Annotated in this window: 20 protein-coding genes; 12 read left to right on the top strand and 8 right to left on the bottom strand. The window is 49.8% G+C overall.

From position 1 onward, the window contains the following. Positions 1-5 precede the first annotated feature (5 nt). Entirely contained in the window at positions 6-839 is an 834-nt protein-coding gene (locus EZE20_RS16675; protein WP_132119735.1) for a PorV/PorQ family protein, read from the top strand. Here the strand turns inward: EZE20_RS16675 and EZE20_RS16670 are convergent, their stop codons facing one another. From EZE20_RS16670 to aat, 4 genes are all read right to left on the bottom strand, one after another. Beyond that, on the bottom strand, positions 840-1,928 hold the full coding sequence (locus EZE20_RS16670) for a M20 family metallo-hydrolase (protein WP_132119733.1): 1,089 nt from the start codon (positions 1,926-1,928) through the stop codon (positions 840-842). A gap of 63 nt (positions 1,929-1,991) precedes the next feature. Further along, a complete protein-coding gene (locus EZE20_RS16665; protein WP_132119731.1) occupies positions 1,992-3,272 on the bottom strand; it encodes a glutamate-5-semialdehyde dehydrogenase in 1,281 nt (426 codons plus the stop codon). A 22-nt stretch (positions 3,273-3,294) separates the two neighbouring features. After that, positions 3,295-4,332: a glutamate 5-kinase gene (gene proB / locus EZE20_RS16660; protein WP_132119729.1), complete on the bottom strand. Its 1,038-nt coding sequence runs from the start codon at positions 4,330-4,332 to the stop codon at positions 3,295-3,297. A gap of 62 nt (positions 4,333-4,394) precedes the next feature. Further along, positions 4,395-5,036, bottom strand: a complete 642-nt coding sequence (gene aat / locus EZE20_RS16655; RefSeq protein ID WP_132119727.1) for a leucyl/phenylalanyl-tRNA--protein transferase — start codon at positions 5,034-5,036, stop codon at positions 4,395-4,397. Between the two features lie 581 nt (positions 5,037-5,617). Here aat and EZE20_RS16650 point away from each other — a divergent pair. Beyond that, positions 5,618-6,319 carry a GNAT family N-acetyltransferase gene (locus EZE20_RS16650; protein ID WP_132119725.1) on the top strand — a complete coding sequence of 234 codons (702 nt, stop codon included), beginning with the start codon at positions 5,618-5,620 and terminating at the stop codon, positions 6,317-6,319. A 109-nt stretch (positions 6,320-6,428) separates the two neighbouring features. On the opposite strand, the gene EZE20_RS16645 is transcribed toward EZE20_RS16650, so the two are convergent. Next, positions 6,429-7,595, bottom strand: a complete 1,167-nt coding sequence (locus EZE20_RS16645) for a hypothetical protein (protein ID WP_132119723.1) — start codon at positions 7,593-7,595, stop codon at positions 6,429-6,431. 113 nt (positions 7,596-7,708) lie between these two features. On the opposite strand from EZE20_RS16645, the gene argG reads away from it, so the two are divergent. The 5 genes from argG (at position 7,709) to EZE20_RS16620 (ending at position 12,559) form a co-directional block, all read left to right on the top strand. Continuing rightward, entirely contained in the window at positions 7,709-8,914 is a 1,206-nt protein-coding gene (gene argG, locus EZE20_RS16640; RefSeq protein WP_132119721.1) for an argininosuccinate synthase, read from the top strand. Beyond that, complete coding sequence (argC, locus tag EZE20_RS16635; protein WP_132119719.1) at positions 8,911-9,897, top strand: N-acetyl-gamma-glutamyl-phosphate reductase; 987 nt, start codon at positions 8,911-8,913, stop codon at positions 9,895-9,897. Before argG ends, argC begins: the two co-directional genes overlap by 4 nt. Before the next feature lie 193 nt (positions 9,898-10,090). Beyond that, complete coding sequence (locus EZE20_RS16630; protein ID WP_132119717.1) at positions 10,091-11,227, top strand: aspartate aminotransferase family protein; 1,137 nt, start codon at positions 10,091-10,093, stop codon at positions 11,225-11,227. 137 nt (positions 11,228-11,364) lie between these two features. Then, positions 11,365-12,333 carry a Rossmann-fold NAD(P)-binding domain-containing protein gene (locus EZE20_RS16625; RefSeq protein ID WP_132119715.1) on the top strand — a complete coding sequence of 323 codons (969 nt, stop codon included), beginning with the start codon at positions 11,365-11,367 and terminating at the stop codon, positions 12,331-12,333. Between the two features lie 49 nt (positions 12,334-12,382). Continuing rightward, entirely contained in the window at positions 12,383-12,559 is a 177-nt protein-coding gene (locus tag EZE20_RS16620; protein ID WP_132119713.1) for an LPXTG cell wall anchor domain-containing protein, read from the top strand. 3 nt (positions 12,560-12,562) lie between these two features. Here the strand turns inward: EZE20_RS16620 and EZE20_RS16615 are convergent, their stop codons facing one another. From EZE20_RS16615 to EZE20_RS16605, 3 genes are all read right to left on the bottom strand, one after another. Beyond that, entirely contained in the window at positions 12,563-13,012 is a 450-nt protein-coding gene (locus EZE20_RS16615; RefSeq protein WP_132119711.1) for a DUF3299 domain-containing protein, read from the bottom strand. A 367-nt stretch (positions 13,013-13,379) separates the two neighbouring features. Beyond that, positions 13,380-14,624, bottom strand: coding sequence for an FtsX-like permease family protein (locus EZE20_RS16610; RefSeq protein WP_132119709.1), 1,245 nt, complete (start codon positions 14,622-14,624; stop codon positions 13,380-13,382). A 50-nt stretch (positions 14,625-14,674) separates the two neighbouring features. After that, on the bottom strand, positions 14,675-15,304 hold the full coding sequence (locus tag EZE20_RS16605; protein WP_132119936.1) for an ABC transporter ATP-binding protein: 630 nt from the start codon (positions 15,302-15,304) through the stop codon (positions 14,675-14,677). 94 nt (positions 15,305-15,398) lie between these two features. On the opposite strand from EZE20_RS16605, the gene EZE20_RS16600 reads away from it, so the two are divergent. The 5 genes from EZE20_RS16600 to EZE20_RS16580 all read left to right on the top strand — a co-directional run bounded on the left by EZE20_RS16600 (position 15,399) and on the right by EZE20_RS16580 (position 20,019). After that, the gene (locus EZE20_RS16600) at positions 15,399-16,556 is read left to right on the top strand and encodes a C40 family peptidase (RefSeq protein ID WP_132119707.1); all 1,158 of its coding nucleotides are present in this window, start codon (positions 15,399-15,401) and stop codon (positions 16,554-16,556) included. Positions 16,557-16,726: 170 nt separating this feature from the next. After that, complete coding sequence (locus EZE20_RS16595; RefSeq protein WP_228713821.1) at positions 16,727-17,746, top strand: hypothetical protein; 1,020 nt, start codon at positions 16,727-16,729, stop codon at positions 17,744-17,746. A gap of 14 nt (positions 17,747-17,760) precedes the next feature. After that, the gene (porG, locus tag EZE20_RS16590) at positions 17,761-18,441 is read left to right on the top strand and encodes a type IX secretion system protein PorG (protein WP_228713819.1); all 681 of its coding nucleotides are present in this window, start codon (positions 17,761-17,763) and stop codon (positions 18,439-18,441) included. A gap of 68 nt (positions 18,442-18,509) precedes the next feature. Then, complete coding sequence (locus tag EZE20_RS16585) at positions 18,510-19,058, top strand: DUF2911 domain-containing protein (RefSeq protein WP_132119703.1); 549 nt, start codon at positions 18,510-18,512, stop codon at positions 19,056-19,058. A 70-nt stretch (positions 19,059-19,128) separates the two neighbouring features. After that, positions 19,129-20,019 carry a trypsin-like peptidase domain-containing protein gene (locus EZE20_RS16580; protein WP_132119701.1) on the top strand — a complete coding sequence of 297 codons (891 nt, stop codon included), beginning with the start codon at positions 19,129-19,131 and terminating at the stop codon, positions 20,017-20,019. Positions 20,020-20,134: the final 115 nt, after the last annotated feature.

Genomic DNA, 20,134 nt, shown 5'->3' with positions numbered 1-20,134 from the left:
CAGGCGTGCGCATTTTACGCCTGCTGCTGTGTTGCCTGATCCCCTGTGCCGGGTTTGCCGGGGACGATGTTTTCCCGATTGGCGCGCGTTCCTGGGGAATGGCTCACGCAATAATTGCTCAATCGGCCCGGGAATCAATTGTAAATAACGTTGCCGGGATCGCCGCTCTTCAGGATCCGGCCTTTTTTGCAGCCTACCATTCGTACCATGGCTTTGATGGTCTCAGTACTGTGGCCTTTGGGGCCGTTTTACCGATAAAAAAAGAGTTAACTTCTGGCTTTTCTGTGCAGCGCTTTGGCGACAAAGCCTACAATGAATTGTCTATGGGCATAGGGGTAGCGCACCGGATTAACCGCGTAAGTCTTGGAATTAAAGTTAATTACCGACAAATAGCCGCACTCACTCCCTCACTTTCTATAAGCAGGCACGCCGTCGTGATCGAAATGGGCGGGCTGGTACAGCTCAGTTCTTCTCTGTATATGGGAGCTCATATTTACAATCTAACCCAAAGTGGAAAATCAGAAACCGATCTGCAACAAATCCCCACAATTCTCCGGGTTGGTTTTATGTACAGCCCTTCGAGCGTCATACGGCTAAGCACAGAACTTGTTAAAAACACGGACGATCCGATGTCCCTGCGTTATGGGTTGGAATATGAAGTAGTACCTCACCTTTTTTTACGTACCGGTTTTTCCACAAAACCGCGTATTGCGCATGCGGGGATAGGATTTAACGCCAGAAATTTCTCGATTGATTATGCGCTGTCCAGCCACACGCAGCTGGGAATTTCCCACCATTTTACGCTGGCTTATCGCCCTTTGAAAGAAAAGAAAAGTTGATTACCGGGCTAAAACATCTTCCAGCATACGAATGTACTGCGCAATTCCGGCCTCAATTTCATGCAAATAAATAAACTCATCGGCCGTATGTGACCGCTCCGAATGGCCCGGTCCCATTTTAAGCGAAGGGCAGTCGAGTAGTGCCTGATCGGAAGTAGTAGGTGAGCCGTAGGTTTCACGCCCCAACCGGACGCCTGCCTGTACAATCGGATGGTCGAGGGCAATGCTCGACGGGCGTAGCCGGATCGAGCGGGCTTCTACCTGCGAGCCAATATGTGCCTGAACCGTTTCAATAATTTCTTCCAGCGTATATTGCTCGGTCACGCGTACATCCACCGTAAACGTGCAGGTATCCGGTACGACATTGTGCTGCGTACCTGATTGAATAATCGTTACTGACATCTTGATAGGTCCCAACGTGGGAGAAACCTTTGGAAAGCGGTAGTTGCGTATCCATTCAATATCCTGAATAGCCTTATAAAGCGCATTTTCACCCTCTTCACGAGCCGCATGTCCCGACTTACCGGTAGCGGTGCAATCCAGCACCAGCAAACCCTTTTCCGCAACGGCCAGATGCATTTGGGTAGGTTCGCCCACAATGGCAAATGCCAGGGGTGGCAGCTCCGGAACTACGATTTCCAATCCCTCTTTCCCCGAAACCTCTTCCTCAGCCGTAGCCGCAAGGGCGATGTTATACGATAAATCATTTCGGTGGTAGAAATAACAAAACGTAACTATAAGCGACACGAGACATCCACCCGCGTCATTACTTCCCAACCCATAAAGTTTGTCATCCTGTACCAGCGGCTCAAAGGGGTTTAGTGTCCAGGAAGGGTTTGGCTTCACGGTATCGTGGTGCGAATTGAGCAGAAGTGTAGGCTTGGCGGGATCAAAAGAGGCATTCAGCGCCCAGATGTTGTTTTTTTTGCGATGATAAAGGATTTCTTTCTTTTTCAAAAATTCCTCAATATGAAGAGCTGTGGTATCTTCCTGCCGACTGAATGAAGGCGTAGCGATGAGGGTTTTTAGAAGTAAAATGGCTTCCTGACTGAGTTGCTGAATGGTATTTTTGTCCGTTGATGAAGTCATAAAATTAGGGTTAACGAGTCGATGTCGTGGAGCCAAATGTACAAAAAAGCCTCCATAGAAAATCTACCTGACCTGTCCATTTCCCCGAATCACCCATTTTTCTGTAACCAGTTTTTCAAGGGCAAACGGGCCACGGGCGTGAAGTTTTTGGGTCGAAATGCCGATTTCGGCACCAAGTGCAAAAACGCTCCCATCCGTAAAACGAGTGGACGCATTGGCGTACACAGCGGCGGCATCTACGGCATTCAGAAAAGTTTCTATGGCGTTGAGGTCTTCGGATACGATGGCTTCCGAGTGCCGTGATGAATATTCCCTAATATGATCCAAAGCCTCAGGCAGGTTTTCTACTACCTTTATCGAACATTTATAATCCAGGAACTCTCGTCCGAAATCTTCGGCCTGAGCAAGTTTGAGAAATGGATAATTCGCTTTTTCCAGAATTTCGCTGGCCGTAGCGTCAGCAAAAATCTCTACGGAATAGGCCGCAAGTCCTTCCTTCAATAGGGGCAAAAATGATTCAGCAACGGCTCGATCTACTATAATGGTATCGAGGGAGTTGCAAACCGAAGGTCGTGACACCTTGGCATTTACCACAATAGCGCGTGCTTTTTCCAGATCAGCCGATTTTTCTACATACGTATGGCACACGCCGGCGCCGGTTTCGATGGTTGGTACGAGCGAGTTCTTCCGCACAAACTGAATCAGCGATTCTGACCCGCGCGGAATAATGATGTCAACGTAGCGGGTCGCATTCAATAGCTCCTGAACGTAGCTGCGGTCGGGTGGAAGCAGCGTGACGGCGGTCGTAGGTATGTCGAATGTACGTAGTGATTCGTGAATGAGGCTGACCAGACATTCATTGGAATATGATGCTTCCTTGCCGCCTTTCAGCACACAGGCATTGCCGGAGCGCAGGCACAGAGCCGCTACATCCAGTGTGACGTTGGGCCGCGATTCATAAATAACACCCACTACACCCAGCGGAACGGCTATTTTTTGAAGTTTCAGCCCTTGTTCCAGCGTTTTTTCCAGCAACACCACACCTGCCGGATCGGGTAGGAGCGATACTTCCCGAAGGCTTTGGGCAAGACCTTCAATCCGGACTTTGTTGAGCAACAGCCGGTCTTTTTTTGGGTCGCTGTCGTCCATTCGTATCAGATCTTTCTGATTCTCTGCCAGAATAAACTCTGTATTTGCCAAAATCCGGGTGGCAAGGTCATTCAGGAAGTCCGACTTGCGGCTGCTACTCAGGCCGCGCACAACCTCCGAAGCCCGCTGCGTGGCTTTGAGCTGTGGAAGAATGCTACCGACTGCGGCAGTGGTTTCAGAAATAGAAGTTGACATAAAGTTTTATCAGTAAGAATAATTAAAGCAGAACAATATCACTGGCATTGGCTACTTCAAAATTCAGAGTTCTAAGATTATTCAGAATAGCCTGAGAGGTTTCGCGGGCGCGGGCAACGGCCACCATTTCGTGATTCGGGTCAAAAATTTCGACCAGTTCGCCGGATTCAAATTCCCCCTGAACGTCCAGAATACCCACAGCCAGCAAGCTTTTTCGGTTTTTGAGTGCCCGTACAGCACCTTCATCGATGCGTAGCTGCCCTACCACCAAACCGCCACTGCCGAGCCATCGGCTACGGGCCGAAAGCGTGCTTTTCTGGGCTGGAAAGGCCGTTCCAACTTCTTTTTTGAGCGCCCGAATCAGACCGTCCGGCTCGGACATGCCAAAAATTACCACGCTGATTCCCATGCGGGTGGCAAGTTTGGTAAAGGTTAGCTTAGATGCCATACCGCCCAGGCCCAGGTCCGATTTTCCGGTACGTACCCATTTAAAAACATCATTCACGGTCTGCACTTCCCGCACGATCCTGCCTTCATCATCCATCAGACCGCCTACCGAGGTGCACAGCATGAGCGCCTCTGCCCCAAAACCGGTGGCGATGAGCGTGGCCAATTCGTCATTGTCCGAAAATTTTAATTCGCGGTCGCTGACAACGTCATTTTCGTTGACAATCGGAATGATGCCGCTTTGCCACAGTTCTTCGTAGGTGTTTTTGAGTTGAAGAAATTGATGCCGGTTGGCAAAATGCTGCCGCTCACAAAGGCTTTGAGCAATCGGAATCTGATAGGGCAAAAAATAGCGCGCGTACAGACCAATCAGCAAGGGGTTGCCCACTGCGGCGGCCGCTTTGCGTTGTGTGAGCGTGCCCCGGTAGTCCACAATGTGGGCTTTACCAGCACCTACTGCTCCCGATGACACCAGAATAACCCGGTAGTCCAGATGAAGAATTGCCACCTGCCGGGCTATTTCGCCAATAATATCTTCATCGGGTTCGCCGGTAGATCGGGTTATGGAAGCCGTTCCAAATTTTATGACCAAAATGGGCTTGACGCCAGCCATCAGACAGGGAGTTAAGACAAAAAATTTCTCCAAAAATAGAGCATTTCGTCTTTACACCGCCACTAAATTGTAATTTTAGAGTCAACCTCCCGCTGAAACATGTGATCCAGGTCAGGATCGGTGAAGCGAGACTTAGCCGCAATTGCTTTCCGCAGGCGAGCCATATATTCTATTTTCGGAATTTCAATAGCGCCGAAACGCCGCACATTATCGTTAATAAACTGCGTATCCAGAAGAATATATTTTTGCCTTTTCAGGATTTCCATCAGCGAGTGAAAAGCGACCTTGGACGCATTGCTGACTTTATAAAACATAGATTCCCCAAAAAACGCTGAGCCAATCGCAACGCCGTACAGCCCGCCTACAAGTTTGCTGTCGAGGTATACTTCCACGCTGTGCGCCAGTCCAACAGTATGAAGTTCACAATAGGCTTTGATGATGTCTTCGGAAATCCAGGTACCTTCTTCATAAACCCGCGGAGCTGCGCATTGCCGCATTACCTCTTCAAAATTATGATTGACCCGCACGTCAAACAGTCGCTTGTTCAAAACCGGGCGGAGAGATTTGGGCGTACGATAGGTATCAATAGGTATAATAGCCCGTGGGTCCGGCGAATACCAATAGAGGGTATTGTCGGCATCGGCCATAGGGAAAATTCCGTTTATGTATCCGTATATAAGATCGTCAGCGGTCAGTACATTCATGGGGTAACAGGTCTGCAAGTGTTCTCTGCGTTGGGTTTCGGTGCAGTCAGGTGCGGGCCCGGGGGCTGACAGCCTGAATCAGGAAGAAAAAAATCAAATCACTATCAAGTAAATTAACCTTCCCAGGGCAGATAAACAAAAGTATACTTTTATTTGAAATTACAATAGTATTTTACATAAAAATATGATTATCAATAGGTTGTGTTTATTTTTATTTTTAAAAGGTCAAACAAAAAGGCGAAAAAAGCAAGAAAATGGCTTATTTCTGTTCGAGCAAGAGTGAACAAGACGGAACATAAAAAATATATTTTCGGTTAAGTTGGGGTAGATTCATTTTTTTTACAAAATTTGCATCGCTTTTAAACAAATCAAACGCAGTGAACAGCAAAGTGTCTTCTACTTTCTTTCATACTACCCCCTTTCGATTTAGGTCCGTCAGGACCGTCTAATCTTCGTTTGCCTACGTGGCAAATCTATTTCTGCCCATTTTCTTAGTTCATTTTCAATTTCAGGAGTTCATCTAATTTTGATGTGATTGTTCCCAAGCGGTGAGCAGAAGGAGTCAATATCAGTATTTTACCATGAAAAATAAAGAAGGAATCGATATTCGTTTTGTTGTTCAGCTAGCCACCGAAGATCATCTGCACTATGCAGAGACGATTTGTTCGGAAATGGAAGAAAGTGCCAAAAAGCGGGGAACCGGCATTGCCAAGCGTTCAGCGATTTATATAATGGAAAAAATGGTGGAAGGTAAAGCCATCATTGCCACCACCCAAACGGGCGAGTGGGTTGGTTTTTGTTATATAGAAACCTGGGAGCACGGCAAATTTGTAGCTAATTCCGGCCTTATTGTTCACCCTGATTTCCGCAACAGCGGCATCGCCAAAGCCATCAAAGCCAAAGCGTTTGAGCTTTCGCGGAAGAAATATCCGCAGGCCAAAATCATCGGAATCACGACGAGTCTCGCCGTGATGAAGATCAATTCTGATTTGGGTTACGAACCCGTGACGTTTAGCGAGCTTCCTGCCGATGATGCCTTTTGGAAAGGCTGCGCAAGCTGCGTGAATTATGACGTACTGACCCGTACCAACCGGAAGCATTGCCTGTGTACGGGCATGATGTACAATCCGGAAGAAGCCAAAAAGAACGAAAAAAACGAAACCTGGAATTTTTTGAAAGAGTCGAAGCTCTATGAGCGGTGGATGCAGATCAAACAGCGGGTCCTGTTGCGAAGGGAAGAGCGTGCCAAAAAGAAGGGGCCCGAAGCGATGCTGGTATCTTAAATAACTAGTTGATTACGCAAAGTACGCCAAAGCCCCGCCCGGATTTCTGAAAAGAACCGCAGCGGGGCTTTGGCATGTAGGTGGCTCCTGACTAAGAGTGATTTTTAATTTAATCAGTAAGAATCAGCTTGTTACTAAAAGCTTTTTGAGGAGTGAGTAAACGAAAAATCAGGGGCTCGGTGGTTCCGGGAGGAAGCGAAAGACGGTAGGTACGGGAATCACTCCGGGAAAGAGTAAAATGTATCCTGCGGCCCGACAAGGTGTAGAGTTCAAAGGCCGGGTTTTCTGCCTGAGTTTCTACGATAAGTTCATTGAAATTACTTTGGATAGTATAGATCGCTTCATTGTCAGATGCAGTTGAAACGGCAATTATTCGGGAAAAAGCCTCCGTTTCGTCCACATCCATCATGCGTAAGCGGTAGTAGTTGGTACCCGATGATGGATTTGAATCGGTAAAGGTATAGTCGAGAAGCGCAGGACTCATACCGCGAGCGGCAACCGTGCCGATGGTGCTGAATTGTTGGGCATCCTGACTACGCTGTACGTCGAAGTGCTGACTGTTTTTCTCTTCGGACGTTTGCCAGTTGAGGGTTATCAGGTTTTCGGACGGTCGGCCTTCAAATCGAGTCAAAACTACGGGCAAGGGGCCGTCCCACGACATATCGCCAATGCTGATGCCCTGAGACGTTGGATCGGCTCGACTATCGGGGCCATTGCAGTATTGAATCGTTACCTGCGTAACCGGGTTTTGGAACGAGACGGTATTGATCACCCCACTCGTGGCGGCAGTTCCTGTTATGGTGTTCCCGCTGATGGAAGTTCCCGTGGCGGTTCCCAATAGTGGATCTACGGGTGTTGTACCTAACATACCCGAAATTGTGACCTGATCCTGGTATTGAAATTTTCCCGGCTCGCTGCTTGTAGCACCACCGCGGTCGATCTCAACCATATTGAAGGAAAGATTGGAAACCCCGGCAGCGAAGGTAAAAGTAAACGTGACGCATTGGCTATTGGCCGACCAGTTCATTTGCAGGCTCAGCCCGCTCGAAACGGGGCGCGGGGTGGGAGTACCGAATGTGGAGATAAAATTTTTGTCTCCCGTTACCGCAATTTCCACGTCAGTTGCCGGATTTCCCAGGTTCACATAGCTATGGCCGTCAGCATCACCGGCCGTGTAGTTGGGCAGGGAGGTCTGGAAATCAAGGTCCTGACCGACGAGGGAAAATGAACAAAGGAAGGATACTACCGCTAAACCTAGTAATTTTGTAGGAAACATACCGATTATGAAAAGTATTCAGGAGGATTTAACATGTAGCGTTGAGACTCAAAAAGTATAAATAAGTTTCTGAGAATAGAGTAGTTGATTATTTAATTATTATACGTTTACTAATGTCACAACCAAAAGTAGTACTAGCATTCAGCGGCGGGCTGGATACCTCATTCTGTGTGAAATATCTGGCCGAAGATCAGGGCTTTGATGTTTATTCTGTGCTCGTGGATACGGGTGGCTTTTCACCCGAGGAGCTTCAATCGATTGAAGCAAACGCCTACGCGCTGGGCGTAAAAGAGCATACAACCATTGTCAAAACCCGTGAATACTACGCGGATTGCATCAAGTACCTTATTTTTGGAAATATCCTTAAAAACAATACCTACCCACTTTCTGTAAGCGCCGAACGTATTTTTCAGGCGGTGGCGGTGGCCGAATACGCCCGCGAAATTGGTGCAACGGCTATTGCGCACGGCAGCACCGGCGCTGGCAACGATCAGGTGCGGTTTGACATGGCTTTTCGGATCATTGCCCCTGAGGCACAAATCATTACCCCCATCCGTGATCTTAAACTTTCACGAGAAGCCGAAATCGAGTACCTCACCAAAAAAGGCGTAGAGCGCGATTGGAAAAAAGCGGAGTACAGCATAAACAAAGGCCTGTGGGGAACGTCCGTGGGTGGTAAAGAAACGCTGACCTCGGACAAATACCTGCCCGAAAGTGCCTGGCCTACGCCTGTTTCCAAAACTGAACCTGAAACCATTACGCTTGAATTTGACAAAGGAGAGTTGGTTGGCATGAACGGCCAACGCTACGAAACACCCGTAGAGGTGATTCAGCAACTTGCCGAATTGGCGCAACCCTTCGGCATTGGCCGGGACATTCACGTAGGCGATACCATCATTGGTATCAAAGGACGGGTAGGTTTTGAAGCCGCATCGCCCCTGATTATTATCAAAGCGCACCATACGCTGGAAAAACACGTGCTGACCGAACAGCAACTGTACTGGAAAGAGCAATTGGCTAACTGGTACGGCAGCTTGCTGCACAAAGGACAATTTGTGGAGCCCGTGATGCGCAACATTGAGACCTTCCTGGCCGATACCCAAACGCACGTAACCGGCACGGTACATGTACATTTGGCGCCGTATCGCTTTCATGTGGAGGGTATTGAGTCGCCTTACGATCTGATGTCGCCGGTGTTTGGCAGCTACGGAGAAATGAACAATGCCTGGACGGGCGACGACGTGCGCGGATTTTCCAAAGTGGCGTCCAATCAATCCATGATTTATCAAAAAATCAGCCAATTAGCAGACAACTCATGACACAACCCATTCATATAGGCATCGTAGGTGCGGCAGGTTATACGGGTGGCGAATTGCTCCGAATTCTGATTCATCATCCGCTGGCAAAAATCACCTTTGCCCACAGCAAAAGTCAGGCAGGAAAGCCCGTATACAGCACGCATACGGATTTGCTGGGCGATACGGATCTGATTTTTTCGGGAGAAGACATGCAGCAACTGCTCTCCCAAACCCCACCGGATGTGCTGTTTCTGTGCTCCGGCCACGGCGAATCCCGGAAGTTCCTCGATGCGCACGTACTTGCCGAAACGACCCGAATCATTGACCTCAGTACCGATTTTCGGGATGAATCCGAGGGCTTTCTTTATGGCCTGCCTGAGTTGCAGCGTGACGCCATCAGGGAAGCCAACAAGGTAGCAAATCCCGGTTGTTTTGCCACGAGTATCGAACTGGCCCTCTTGCCTTTGGCAGCGGCTGGATTGCTGCGCGAAGAAATCCACGTAAGCGCCGTTACGGGAAGTACCGGCGCCGGACAGGCCCTGAGCCCCACGACGCATTTTACCTGGCGAAACAACAACGTGTCGGTTTACAAAGCCTTCACTCATCAGCATTTGACGGAAATAAAGATGAGCATGGGAAAACTGCAAACCGATTTTGCAAAAGCTATCCATTTTATTCCGTATCGGGGAGACTATACCCGCGGAATTATGGCCAATGTTTACACCGATTTTGACGGCACACAGCAGGAAGCAGAGGAGTTGTATCAGCAGTACTATCAGGCACACCCGTTCACGCACCTGAGTACGGCGGCTATTGATCTGAAGCAAGTGGTAAATACCAATAAATGCCTCGTTCATGTAGAAAAACATGAGGGTAAATTATTGATTTCCAGCTGTATTGATAACCTCACCAAAGGCGCTTCCGGGCAGGCGGTGCAGAATATGAACCTGATGTTTGGTTTGCCCGAAGACAGTGGCCTGCGGCTGAAAGCTCCGGCGTTTTAATTAAAGTTGCTATTAGCATTTAGGTTATTAGTTGTTATTTTTTATATAACTGATAATCAATTAGTTGAAATCGTGTTTAGCATTCATTTAATGAAAAATACTTCGGGGTGAATGCTTAAAATTTATCTATAATTTATAAGTCAGATAAACAACTCTTTGACTACCCGAAGAGGCGTTTCTAAACCATTGCTGTATGTCACATTTATTTGATGTTTACCCCCTGTACGATATAGAACCCGTCAAAGCGCGGGGCAGCTACCTTTGGGATCAGCACGGCACGAAGTACACCGACCTGTACGGCGGGCATGCGGTTATTTCTGTGGGGCACTGCCATCCGGCCTATGTGGATGCCCTCACCAAACAGCTCCATGCCATCAGTTTTTATTCCAATTCGGTGCAGATCAGCAAGCAGGAAGAGCTGGCCGAAAAATTGGGAGCGTTGTCCGGCTACCCGGACTACCGCCTGTTTTTGTGTAATTCGGGCGCTGAGGCCAATGAGAATGCGCTCAAACTGGCGTCTTTTCATACCGGGCGCAAAAAAGTGGTGGCCTTTACAAGAGCCTTTCACGGCCGCACGGCCGGGGCCGTTGCCGTTACCGACAACCCATCGATTGTAGCACCCGTAAATGACACAAGCCACGTGACGTTCCTGCCGTTTAACGACGTAGAGGCAGCTTTGGCGGGCATTACCGACGAGCACTGCGCCGTAATCGTAGAAGGCATTCAGGGTGTGGGCGGCATTCAGGTGAGTTCAGATGCATTTTTGCAGGCTCTCCGCACCCGCTGTGACGAAACGGGCGCAGTCCTGATTCTCGATAGCGTGCAGTGTGGCTATGGCCGTACCGGAAAGTTCTTTTCGCATCAGTTCAGCGGCATTCATCCCGACCTCATGACAATGGCCAAAGGCATGGGCAATGGCTTCCCGATTGGCGGCGTGCTCATTTCTCCTCAATTCAAGGCAAGTTACGGCCTGTTGGGGACAACCTTCGGCGGAAACCACCTCGCCTGTGCCGCAGGCGTGGCTGTTCTCGACATCATGAAAGAAGAGAATCTGCTGGAAAATGCCACCCGCATGGGCGACTATCTCATGGAAGGTATCCGGCAGATTGGCGGCTACAAAGAACTTCGGGGCAGAGGTCTGATGATCGGCATTGAGTATGATTTTCCGGTGAAGGAGCTTCGCAATAAGTTGCTTTTTGAGCACAAACTCTTTACCGGAGTGGCGGGTGCTCATACCATTCGGCTGTTGCCTTCGCTGGCGGTGGGTACGGAAGAAGCCGATGCGTTTTTGCAGGCGCTGGAAACCGAAATTCACGTGCTGACCAAATAAAAATCCAATTAATGCCCGTGTACCCGCCGTTGCGGGCTTTTTCTCAATTCTTTGCCAGCAGGCTTTTACGGTTGCTGTGTCAAAAATAAGTAGCTTTGAAATTCAAATTTGTACCCATCTGATATACGCCTAAACGAATGAACCATTTTCTATCCATCCACGATGTACAGGATCTTAATCAGTTAATCACGAGCGGGATTATTTCCAAACGAAATCCTTTTGGTGACCGGAAACTCGGGCAGGACAAAACCATCGGACTGCTGTTTTTTAATTCGAGCCTGCGTACCCGGTTGAGTACCCAAAAAGCAGCTCAGAATCTGGGGCTTAATGTGCTGATTATGAACGTGGGGCAGGATGGATGGGGCCTGGAAATGGAAGAAAGCCTGCCCGGAATGCCTGTCGTTATGGATGGCGCCAATGCCGAGCACGTAAAAGAAGCGGCGGCAGTAATCGGTCAATACTGCGACATCATCGGCATTCGCTCGTTTGCCAAACTCGCGGATCAGGAAAAGGATTACCGGGAGTTGGTTTTTGAACAATTCAAAAAATACGCCGGAGTGCCTATTCTTAACCTGGAATCAGAAACCCGGCACCCGCTGCAATCGCTCGCAGATTGCATTACGATTGAAGAATTTAAGGTAAAAGCCCGTCCCAAAGTGGTACTAACATGGCTGCCGCATTTCAAAGCGCTGCCGCAGGCCGTAGCCAATTCGTTTTGCGAGTGGATGAACCGCATGGATGTCGAACTCGTCGTGACGCACCCGCAGGGCTACGAGCTCGCCCCGGAGTTTGTCGGAAATGCGGAGGTTGTGTACGATCAGGATAAAGCGCTGGAAGGAGCCGATTTTGTGTACGGCAAAAACTGGTCGTCATTTACCAACTACGGACAAGTGCTCGTGCACGATCCTTCGTGGATGATTACAGAAGAAAAAATGGCCCGCACCGATAACGGCAAATTTATGCACTGTCTGCCCGTGCGTCGCAATGTCAAAGTAGCCGATGAAGTCCTCGACGGTCCTCGTTCGCTCGTGATTGAGCAGGCTGCCAACCGGGAATGGGCCGCGCAGGCAGCTCTGAAAGAAATATTGCTGGGAATGCAGGAATAACCACAGGCTTTTTGTGGTTATTCCTGAAAAAATATTTGAAAAAATCCTGATGAAAAAATATACGCCCCTGATTCTCGTCCTGGCGCTCAACTTCTTTTTTCTGTTCCTGTTTATCAAAAATAACGGGTTACAGAAACTATCCGATAACTGGCCCATGACGCTATTTGGCGGGCTGACGGCAGTGGCTTTGGCGCTGTACTATTACCGTAAAAAAAAGGTTAGCTGAGTTCTAATTTGAAATTTCAGCATTTTCCAACACGTAGTTCATCTGGTAAATATCGTCGGCATTTAGCGTCAGGATACCTTTGAACGTCAGGCGCTCGTCGGTCTTAAATTTCCGGGGATCTTTCTTGAATTTCAGGGCCATCACCGACTCCGGCCCGGCACCTCCGCAGAAAAAACAGGCACTGTACGGAAACGCTGAAAGTACGTACAGATTTGCATCCAAATCAATCGGCAACACGTATCCTGTGATGGTCACTTCCTTTCCTTTTAATTTCTGAACTGCTGGCCCAAACGTAGGGTACAGCATATAAACCGATTCTTCGGGATACCATTTTTTCTTGAATGTAACATCACGCAGGGTTTCCCAGGAAATCTTAACAGGTGCAAACGCCGGCGTAAACGCCAGAAAGAGCGTGGCCAGGAAAAACAGGGATATGGTTCTTATTTTATTCATGGGTTATAATTGAAAGAGAATCAGGATAAGAGAAATCGTTAAATTGGGTCTGTATATAAGCTTTCTAACTAAACGTAAATTTGAAATTATCAGGCTGTGTCATAACCATCTTTACTTATAAAATGTAAAGAATGCCCCGTAAGAGCTATCAGTTTGTAGTACATTTCAATTATTGGTTGACTTTTAGCTCCGTTAGGAGCGGCCTGTTTGTGTTGCCCATGTGACCTTCCTGGCGAAGTTAGTGATCCTTCTAAAAGGAACAAATCTAACAACAGGTTAAGTACTGACAGCTCCTTGAATCAGTTGGTATAACAAAAGTAACGCAAAACCGTTTCAAAAAATCAACCAGATAGCCTACCGCTACCGCTCAGTCTTCGGCAAGCGTGCGGCTCAGGTTGAGGCGATACACTCCCAGCGAAGGCAGGGCCGCTGCCATAACCCCCACCAGCAAGGCCGCCGCCAGTAAGTAAAGCTCGCCTGAAAGCAGGCCAAAATCTGCCAGCGAATAGTGAAAATCCTGCTCCGCTGCCCGGCTAAACAGCCAAAGACCCACCCGACTTAGCATCAGTCCGGCGGCATAACCCAATAACGCCAGCATCAGCCCTTCCAGGAGCAACATGCCAAACAGGCGCGTGCGGGTAGCACCCATGGAGAGCATCAGCGCCATTTCGTACTTACGTTCTTTCAGCGAATTATAGAGCGACACAAACACGCTCACGCCCGCAATCAGTATTATAACGAGCGCCAGCGCCCGCAGCGTGTCAATGCCCACGCCCAATAAAGAAAACAGGCGGTTGATTTCAATGCTCGGCAGAGCCGCCTGCATGGACGTGTTGGCATTGATCTGCCGGGGCAGCGCTACCAGGCCCATGGGGCTGCGGAATTTTATCAGCGCGCTCGTCACTTCTTTTTCATCTTCGGCTTCATGTGCGTGGGGTTCTTCCCCTTCGGTATGGGGTTCATGACTCTCAGCTTCGGAGGCTTCATGGCTTTCTTCGTGCTCGTGCATAGCCCACACACTGCTAAGGTCGGTCAGGATGAGCTGATCGATGACCGAGCCATTGGCTTCAAAAATTCCGGTTACTTTATAGAGCACATCCGCATGCGCTTCACCGGCTTCGTCGAGCCCGTGGGCACTGGCAAACGTATCACCAATTTTCAGTCCCGTAGCTTCGGCTACTTTGCTGCCGAGCGTAGTTTCCAGGGTTGTTGAAAACAGGGCACCTTGGGCTAGTTTAGCTTCAAAATGCGTGACATACTGCGCCGTAGTCCCCACAATCCGGAAACCTTTGTGGTTGTCGCCCATCGACAGCGGAATGATGGTTTTGACCATCGGGTTCATTTTTAGCTTATTGACCTCCGCCAGCGGAATATTTCCCGTAGGGGCATCAATCTGGTAAATGCTTGATAAAATAAGTTGCAGCGGGCTTCCTTTGGCACCCACGACCATGTCAATGCCTTTGATGTTTCGTTTAAACTGAGCATCCAGCTGCCTGTCCAGCAGCAGCAGCAGCGAAATCATGCCAATGCCGAAGGTCAGCAGCAGGCCGCTCAAAAAACTGTTCAGCTTTTTTTCTTTAATATTTGCCCAGCTGATGTGTAGTAAATTCATGAATATTCAGGAAAATAGCGATTGAATAAAAACCAGAAAGTTGTAACGCGTTACAGGCGTACCTGCTTTGGAAAAGCATCCGTAAGCCGCCGGTCGTGCGTAACCACCACCAAACTGGCACCGATAGACAGCGACTGCTGTTTAAGAAGCTCCACCACCTTTTGGCAATTCACATCGTCCAGGCTTGCGGTGGGTTCGTCGGCCAGAATCAGGGCCGGGTTGTTCATTAAAGCCCGGGCAATGCTCACCCGCTGCTGTTCGCCCTGACTCAGCTGATGAGGTTTTTTTGCCAGATGCTCGCCAATGCCGAGTTGTTCGGCCAGCAAAATCGCCCTGGCTTTGTCCTGCTTTTGGTCGGCCAGAAAATTGGCCAGCAGAATATTATCCAATACCGACAGCGACCGGACAAAATGCGCCCGTTGATAAATAATGCCGATTTGACGAGCCCGACGAACGCCGGCCGCCTCCGTGGCCGACAGAGAACGCAGCGATTGCCCGTTCAATAGTAGTTCACCGGATTCAGGCGTAAGCAGCAGGCCCAGCAAGTGCAGCAGCGTCGTTTTGCCTGTACCCGACTGTCCCAGAATAAGCAGCGCTTCGCGGTCGTTACACTGAATATCGGGAAAGGAGAATTTTTTCGTGGGAGAATATGAAAATGTAAGGTTTTTGCAGACGATCATGACACGAGGTAAAAACATTCCCCTAAAAATAAAGAACTTTTGGGTTAATTGCGCCCTAAACCGTAGGGTTACACTTTTTACTACTAAAAATACCATGAAGCCTGTTTATCTCCTTTGCGTGTGGCTGACGTGCCTTGGCACCGGACAGGCCCAAACTCCGTCTCGTATGCAGCAACTGATCCAATCCATCGGCCAATCGTTCGCACCGGACCGCCGGGTGGCGGTTTTTACTATTGAAAGTAATTCCGAAGGTGCCCTGACGGGCAAAACCAACCTGCCCGCTGCCCACCGCGCCCTGCTGGATTTGCTTGATCAGCAAAAAATAGCCTATGTCGATAGCATAGAAATTTTACCTTCCAAAGTACTCGCCGACAATATCTACGGTGTAGTGAATGTATCGGTGGCCAACATCCGTTCGCAGGCCCGTGATGCGGCCGAACTGGCCACGCAGGCGCTGTTGGGGATGCCGCTGCGGGTGTTGGACAAAGACCGGGGCTGGTACCTGGTTCAAACGCCCGACCACTACATTTCCTGGATTGATTGGGGCGGATTCCAACGCATGAATCAGGCCGAATTCGACGCCTGGGAAGCGGCTCCCAAGATCATACTGGTAACGCCTTTTGCTTTTTCGTACGAAGAAGCCGACAAAACTTCCCAAACCGTGTCGGACCTGGTGGCGGGCAATCGCCTTCGGTTGGTGCAGGAGCTGCCCGCTTTTTTTAAAGTCGCCTATCCCGATGGCCGGGAAGCGTTTGTGGCCAAAGACGACGCGCGGCTGTATAACGAATGGCTTTCGTCGCTTTCGACTACGGAAGAGTCACTCGTACAAACGGCCAAACGCATGATGGGCCTGCCGTACCTGTGGGGTGGTACTTCGTTTAAAGGTGTGGATTGCAGCGGCTTTACCAAAACCATCTATTATATGAACGGATGGGAACTCCCCCGCGACGCCTCGCAACAGGTGCATACGGGACAATTGCTCGATACGTCCGACGGTTTTTCAGGCCTGCGTCCGGGCGATCTGTTGTTTTTTGGCACCAAAGCCACCGAACAAACCGCCGAGAAAGTAACGCACGTGGGCATGTGGATTGGCAACGAAGAATTTATTCATGCTTCGGGCAAGGTGCGCATCAGCAGCATGAACAGCAAGGCTCCCAATTTCGATGAGTTTGAAAAAAATCGCTTCATTCGGGCCAAACGTCTGCTGAGTCATCCGCAGGGGATTCAATCGCTGAAACCGGAAACGCCCTGAGGTTTTGGTGAAATCCAATTATGGCATCTTTTTTGGATAGAATGCAGGCAGGAGGGCCGACATTTTAGTTTAAGGTGCAAATAAAGTTTTGAGAAAATCGTTGAATTGAAGAAATACCCCTGATATAACCGACAACTATTCTAATTTTGCCGAAAAGAGGCGTTTACTGTATGAATATGATTTGTGAAAAGTACCGGAGAATGCGCGTAGCGGGGATAGGATGTGCGGCGATTTTGCTGTTGCTGGGGCAGGAGTCCATGGCGCAATTCCGTAAAAGTAATTTTGTGCCCTATTCCAGTGTATCCCTGGGAATCGGGACATCGAGTTATTATGGCGATATGGCACCCTACGGGCGGCCGATTGCCTCCACGTTTGGCATGATGCGGTGGAGCGCAACGGCCAATTACGAACGTCACTTTACACCCCGATTAGGCGCTCGGGCGTCGTTTACCTGGGCCCGGATTTCGGGTGACGATTTTAAAATGAACGGGGGAGGAAAAGGCGATAGTTTTCTATTTGCCCGAAACCTGCATTTCCGAAACGATCTCAAAGAATTTGCCCTGACCGGTATCTTTAAACTTACCCCCGACAGCCGCAGCTACGACCGCCGCCCGCAATTGGGGGCCTATCTTTTTGCCGGAATTGCCGCCGTCGCTCACAATCCGGTGGCCCGCGTGCCTGACATTGAAGGCGATCAGTGGGTAAGACTGCAACCCCTCGGAACCGAAGGGCAGGGCAGCCCCGGCTACGACAAACCCTACGCCCTATTACAGCTTGCCATCCCGATGGGTATTGGTGTCCGGTATAAAATCAACGCCCGCTTTGATGTGGCCGCCGAAGTGGGTTTCCGCTTTACGTCCACGGACCATCTCGACGACGTTGGGGGCAATTTCCCTGATCCAAACGTGCTGAAAGACGATTTGTCCCGCTCCATGTCCAACCGCTCAGCGGAGCCTACCGCCGCCCGCAAAGGGGGCGACCGCACCGACGGACTACGCTCTTTTATTGCCGAACGCTACCAGATTTCTGATCCAAACATCGATCCGTTTGTGGTCATTCAGCAAACTGATTTTGCCTCGCCGGGGACATTGAGAGGAAATAGCCCGACCTACAACGATACCTATATGACAGGCACTGTTAAGGTCACGTATATTTTGGGAAGCCCGATCAAATGTCCTCCGCTCAAATAATAAATCTCCTCATTTTGCTAAACCGACTTCTGTTTTCCGGATTTTTTACGGGCTTTCTGCTGCTGAGTGGTCTTGCGCAGGCGCAGAAAATCGAAATTGGGGCGGCGGCCGGAGCACTTGCCTACAAAGGAGATATTGTCCCGGCCTTTCATCCAAACACGATGCGGCTGGGCGGGAGTCTGTTTTTTCGGTATAACCTCAGTCCCGCCGTTACCTTTCGGGCCGAAGTGATGCGGGGGAGTTTCTCAGGCAACGATTCCTATTCCAAAGACCCGTTTCAACAGGTACGAAACCGCTCGTTTCAGACGTCCCTGTCGGAGGCCAATCTGACCACTGAATTTAATTTTCTAAATTACCAGAATCGTCGGTTTGCGCTGAATTGGACGCCCTACGTATTTGCCGGAATCGGTTATGCACGCTTTACGCCCACGCCCAAAACCGCCGACTACGCCACCGCCGGGTGGGTCATTCCGTACGGGGTTGGCGTCAAGTATCAGGTCAACCGGCCGTGGAGCATTGGCCTTGAATTTGGTACCCGCCGGACCTTTTCCGACAATTTGGACGATTTGGGCGAAACGCTGTCTGTCCTAAAACTCGAACAGGGCGACCCAACCACCCGCGACACCTACTATTTCCTGGGATTTTCGATCAGCTATACTTTTTACAGAATCGTCTGTCCGGAGCCTCTGCGGTAAGTGAACTGCCCAAAACGCTTGGCTTTTCCGCACGGATTCTCTTTGAACCTAAAAATTGATTGCCATAAATGAATAAAAATTTACTCATCCTGAGTGGGGTTGGGTTTGTGTTGGTGGGGATAGTGGCGTACCTGAGTGTACAGCGATATACAAAATCATTTAGTCCGGAAGCGGTAGCCGAGTACAGCTCAGACTCCCTCGCCGTGAAAGTAACGTACTGTCAGCCGGCCAAAAAGAAACGCCTGATTTTTGGGCGTGAAAAAGACAATGCGCTCGTCCCTTACGACAAAGTATGGCGAACCGGCGCCAACGAAGCCACAGTCATCCACTTTTCCAGCGATGTACAACTAGCCGGAACGCCCGTTCCGGCAGGCACCTATTCTTTGTGGACTATTCCGGGTCCGGCCCGGTGGCAGGTGGTTATTAATGAAGAAACCGGGCAGTGGGGTACCCAATACAACGACGGTCTTGATGTGGTCCGGGTAGATGTGCCGATCCGCATCCGGGAAGAGGCGCGCGAAAATTTTTCGGTCTATTTTGAGGAGCAAACCCATGGAGCCGATCTGATCCTGAGTTGGGATCATACCGAGGCCGTCGTTCCGATCCGCGTACAGTAGACACCCGGCAGTGGCTTCACGTGCAGTTTTTTGTTATTTTGCGACCCTTCCCTATCTATCCTGTTTATATATGTTTGTCGAGGCTATCGAGAAAGTTGACCAATTTACCCGCCCCATTCATTTCATTGCCCGCTACTACGGAGGCGAAGAAATCATTCCGGGATCGGCCACGCTGTTTTTTGTAAATGAAGACGGCTGCGCCATTACCTGCCGCCACGTGGCCGAGCAAATCCTGCGGGGCGATCCGCTGTACAGTCATTTTCTGAAATTCCGGGCCGAGCTACGGCGCTTTGAAAAAGATAAAAACCGCGCCCTCCACCAACGCCGGCTCGAAGAACAATTCAAAATCACCAAAGAGACCACGATCCGCCTGCGGTCCAATTTCATCAACTCCGTTTCCGGCTTCACAAGCCTGACCACGCACCTGCACCCGACGCAGGATTTGGCCATCATTCAGTTCAACGACTATACCGCCAAACACTATCAGGGACATGCGGTCTTTCTGCGCGACGGCAGCAAAATCAAGCAGGGTCGCTCGCTCTGCCGGTTGGGCTATCCGTTTCCGGAGTTTACCAACTTTGGCTACAACCGCGAGCTCGACGACATCGACTGGACCTCCGAAGGTCGGTTCAAATCGCCGAGTTTTCCCATCGACGGCATCGTCACCCGGCAAATCGGTGATCCGGCTACTGCTCAGGTTGTGGGCATCGAGCTGAGCACGCCCGGCCTGCGTGGCCAAAGCGGCGGGCCGTTGTTTGATCCGCGCGGCATCATCTTCGGCATGCAAAGCGCCACCCGCCACCTGCATTTGGGCTTCGATCAAATCAACCGGGAAGTGGTGATGGATGGAAAAAAACAGCGCGTGTCCAACTATCCTTTTCTCAACGTCGGGCAATGCGTCCACGTGGATGTGATCAAGCAGTTTTTGCGGGAGAAAGGCGTGAAGTTCTACGAAGAATAAGCCACAGGCAATGTCCGAATCTTTACTTTACCGTGGGCTGTGTCTCACAGCCCACGGTGGAGCAGACCAAAACGTTTCTTTTTAATATACTACCAGCTCCTATATCAAAATTGCT

This window comes from Arundinibacter roseus, from assembly GCF_004348825.1.
Lineage (GTDB): Bacteria > Bacteroidota > Bacteroidia > Cytophagales > Spirosomataceae > Arundinibacter > Arundinibacter roseus.
This window is presented reverse-complemented; position numbering and strand designations above follow the sequence as displayed.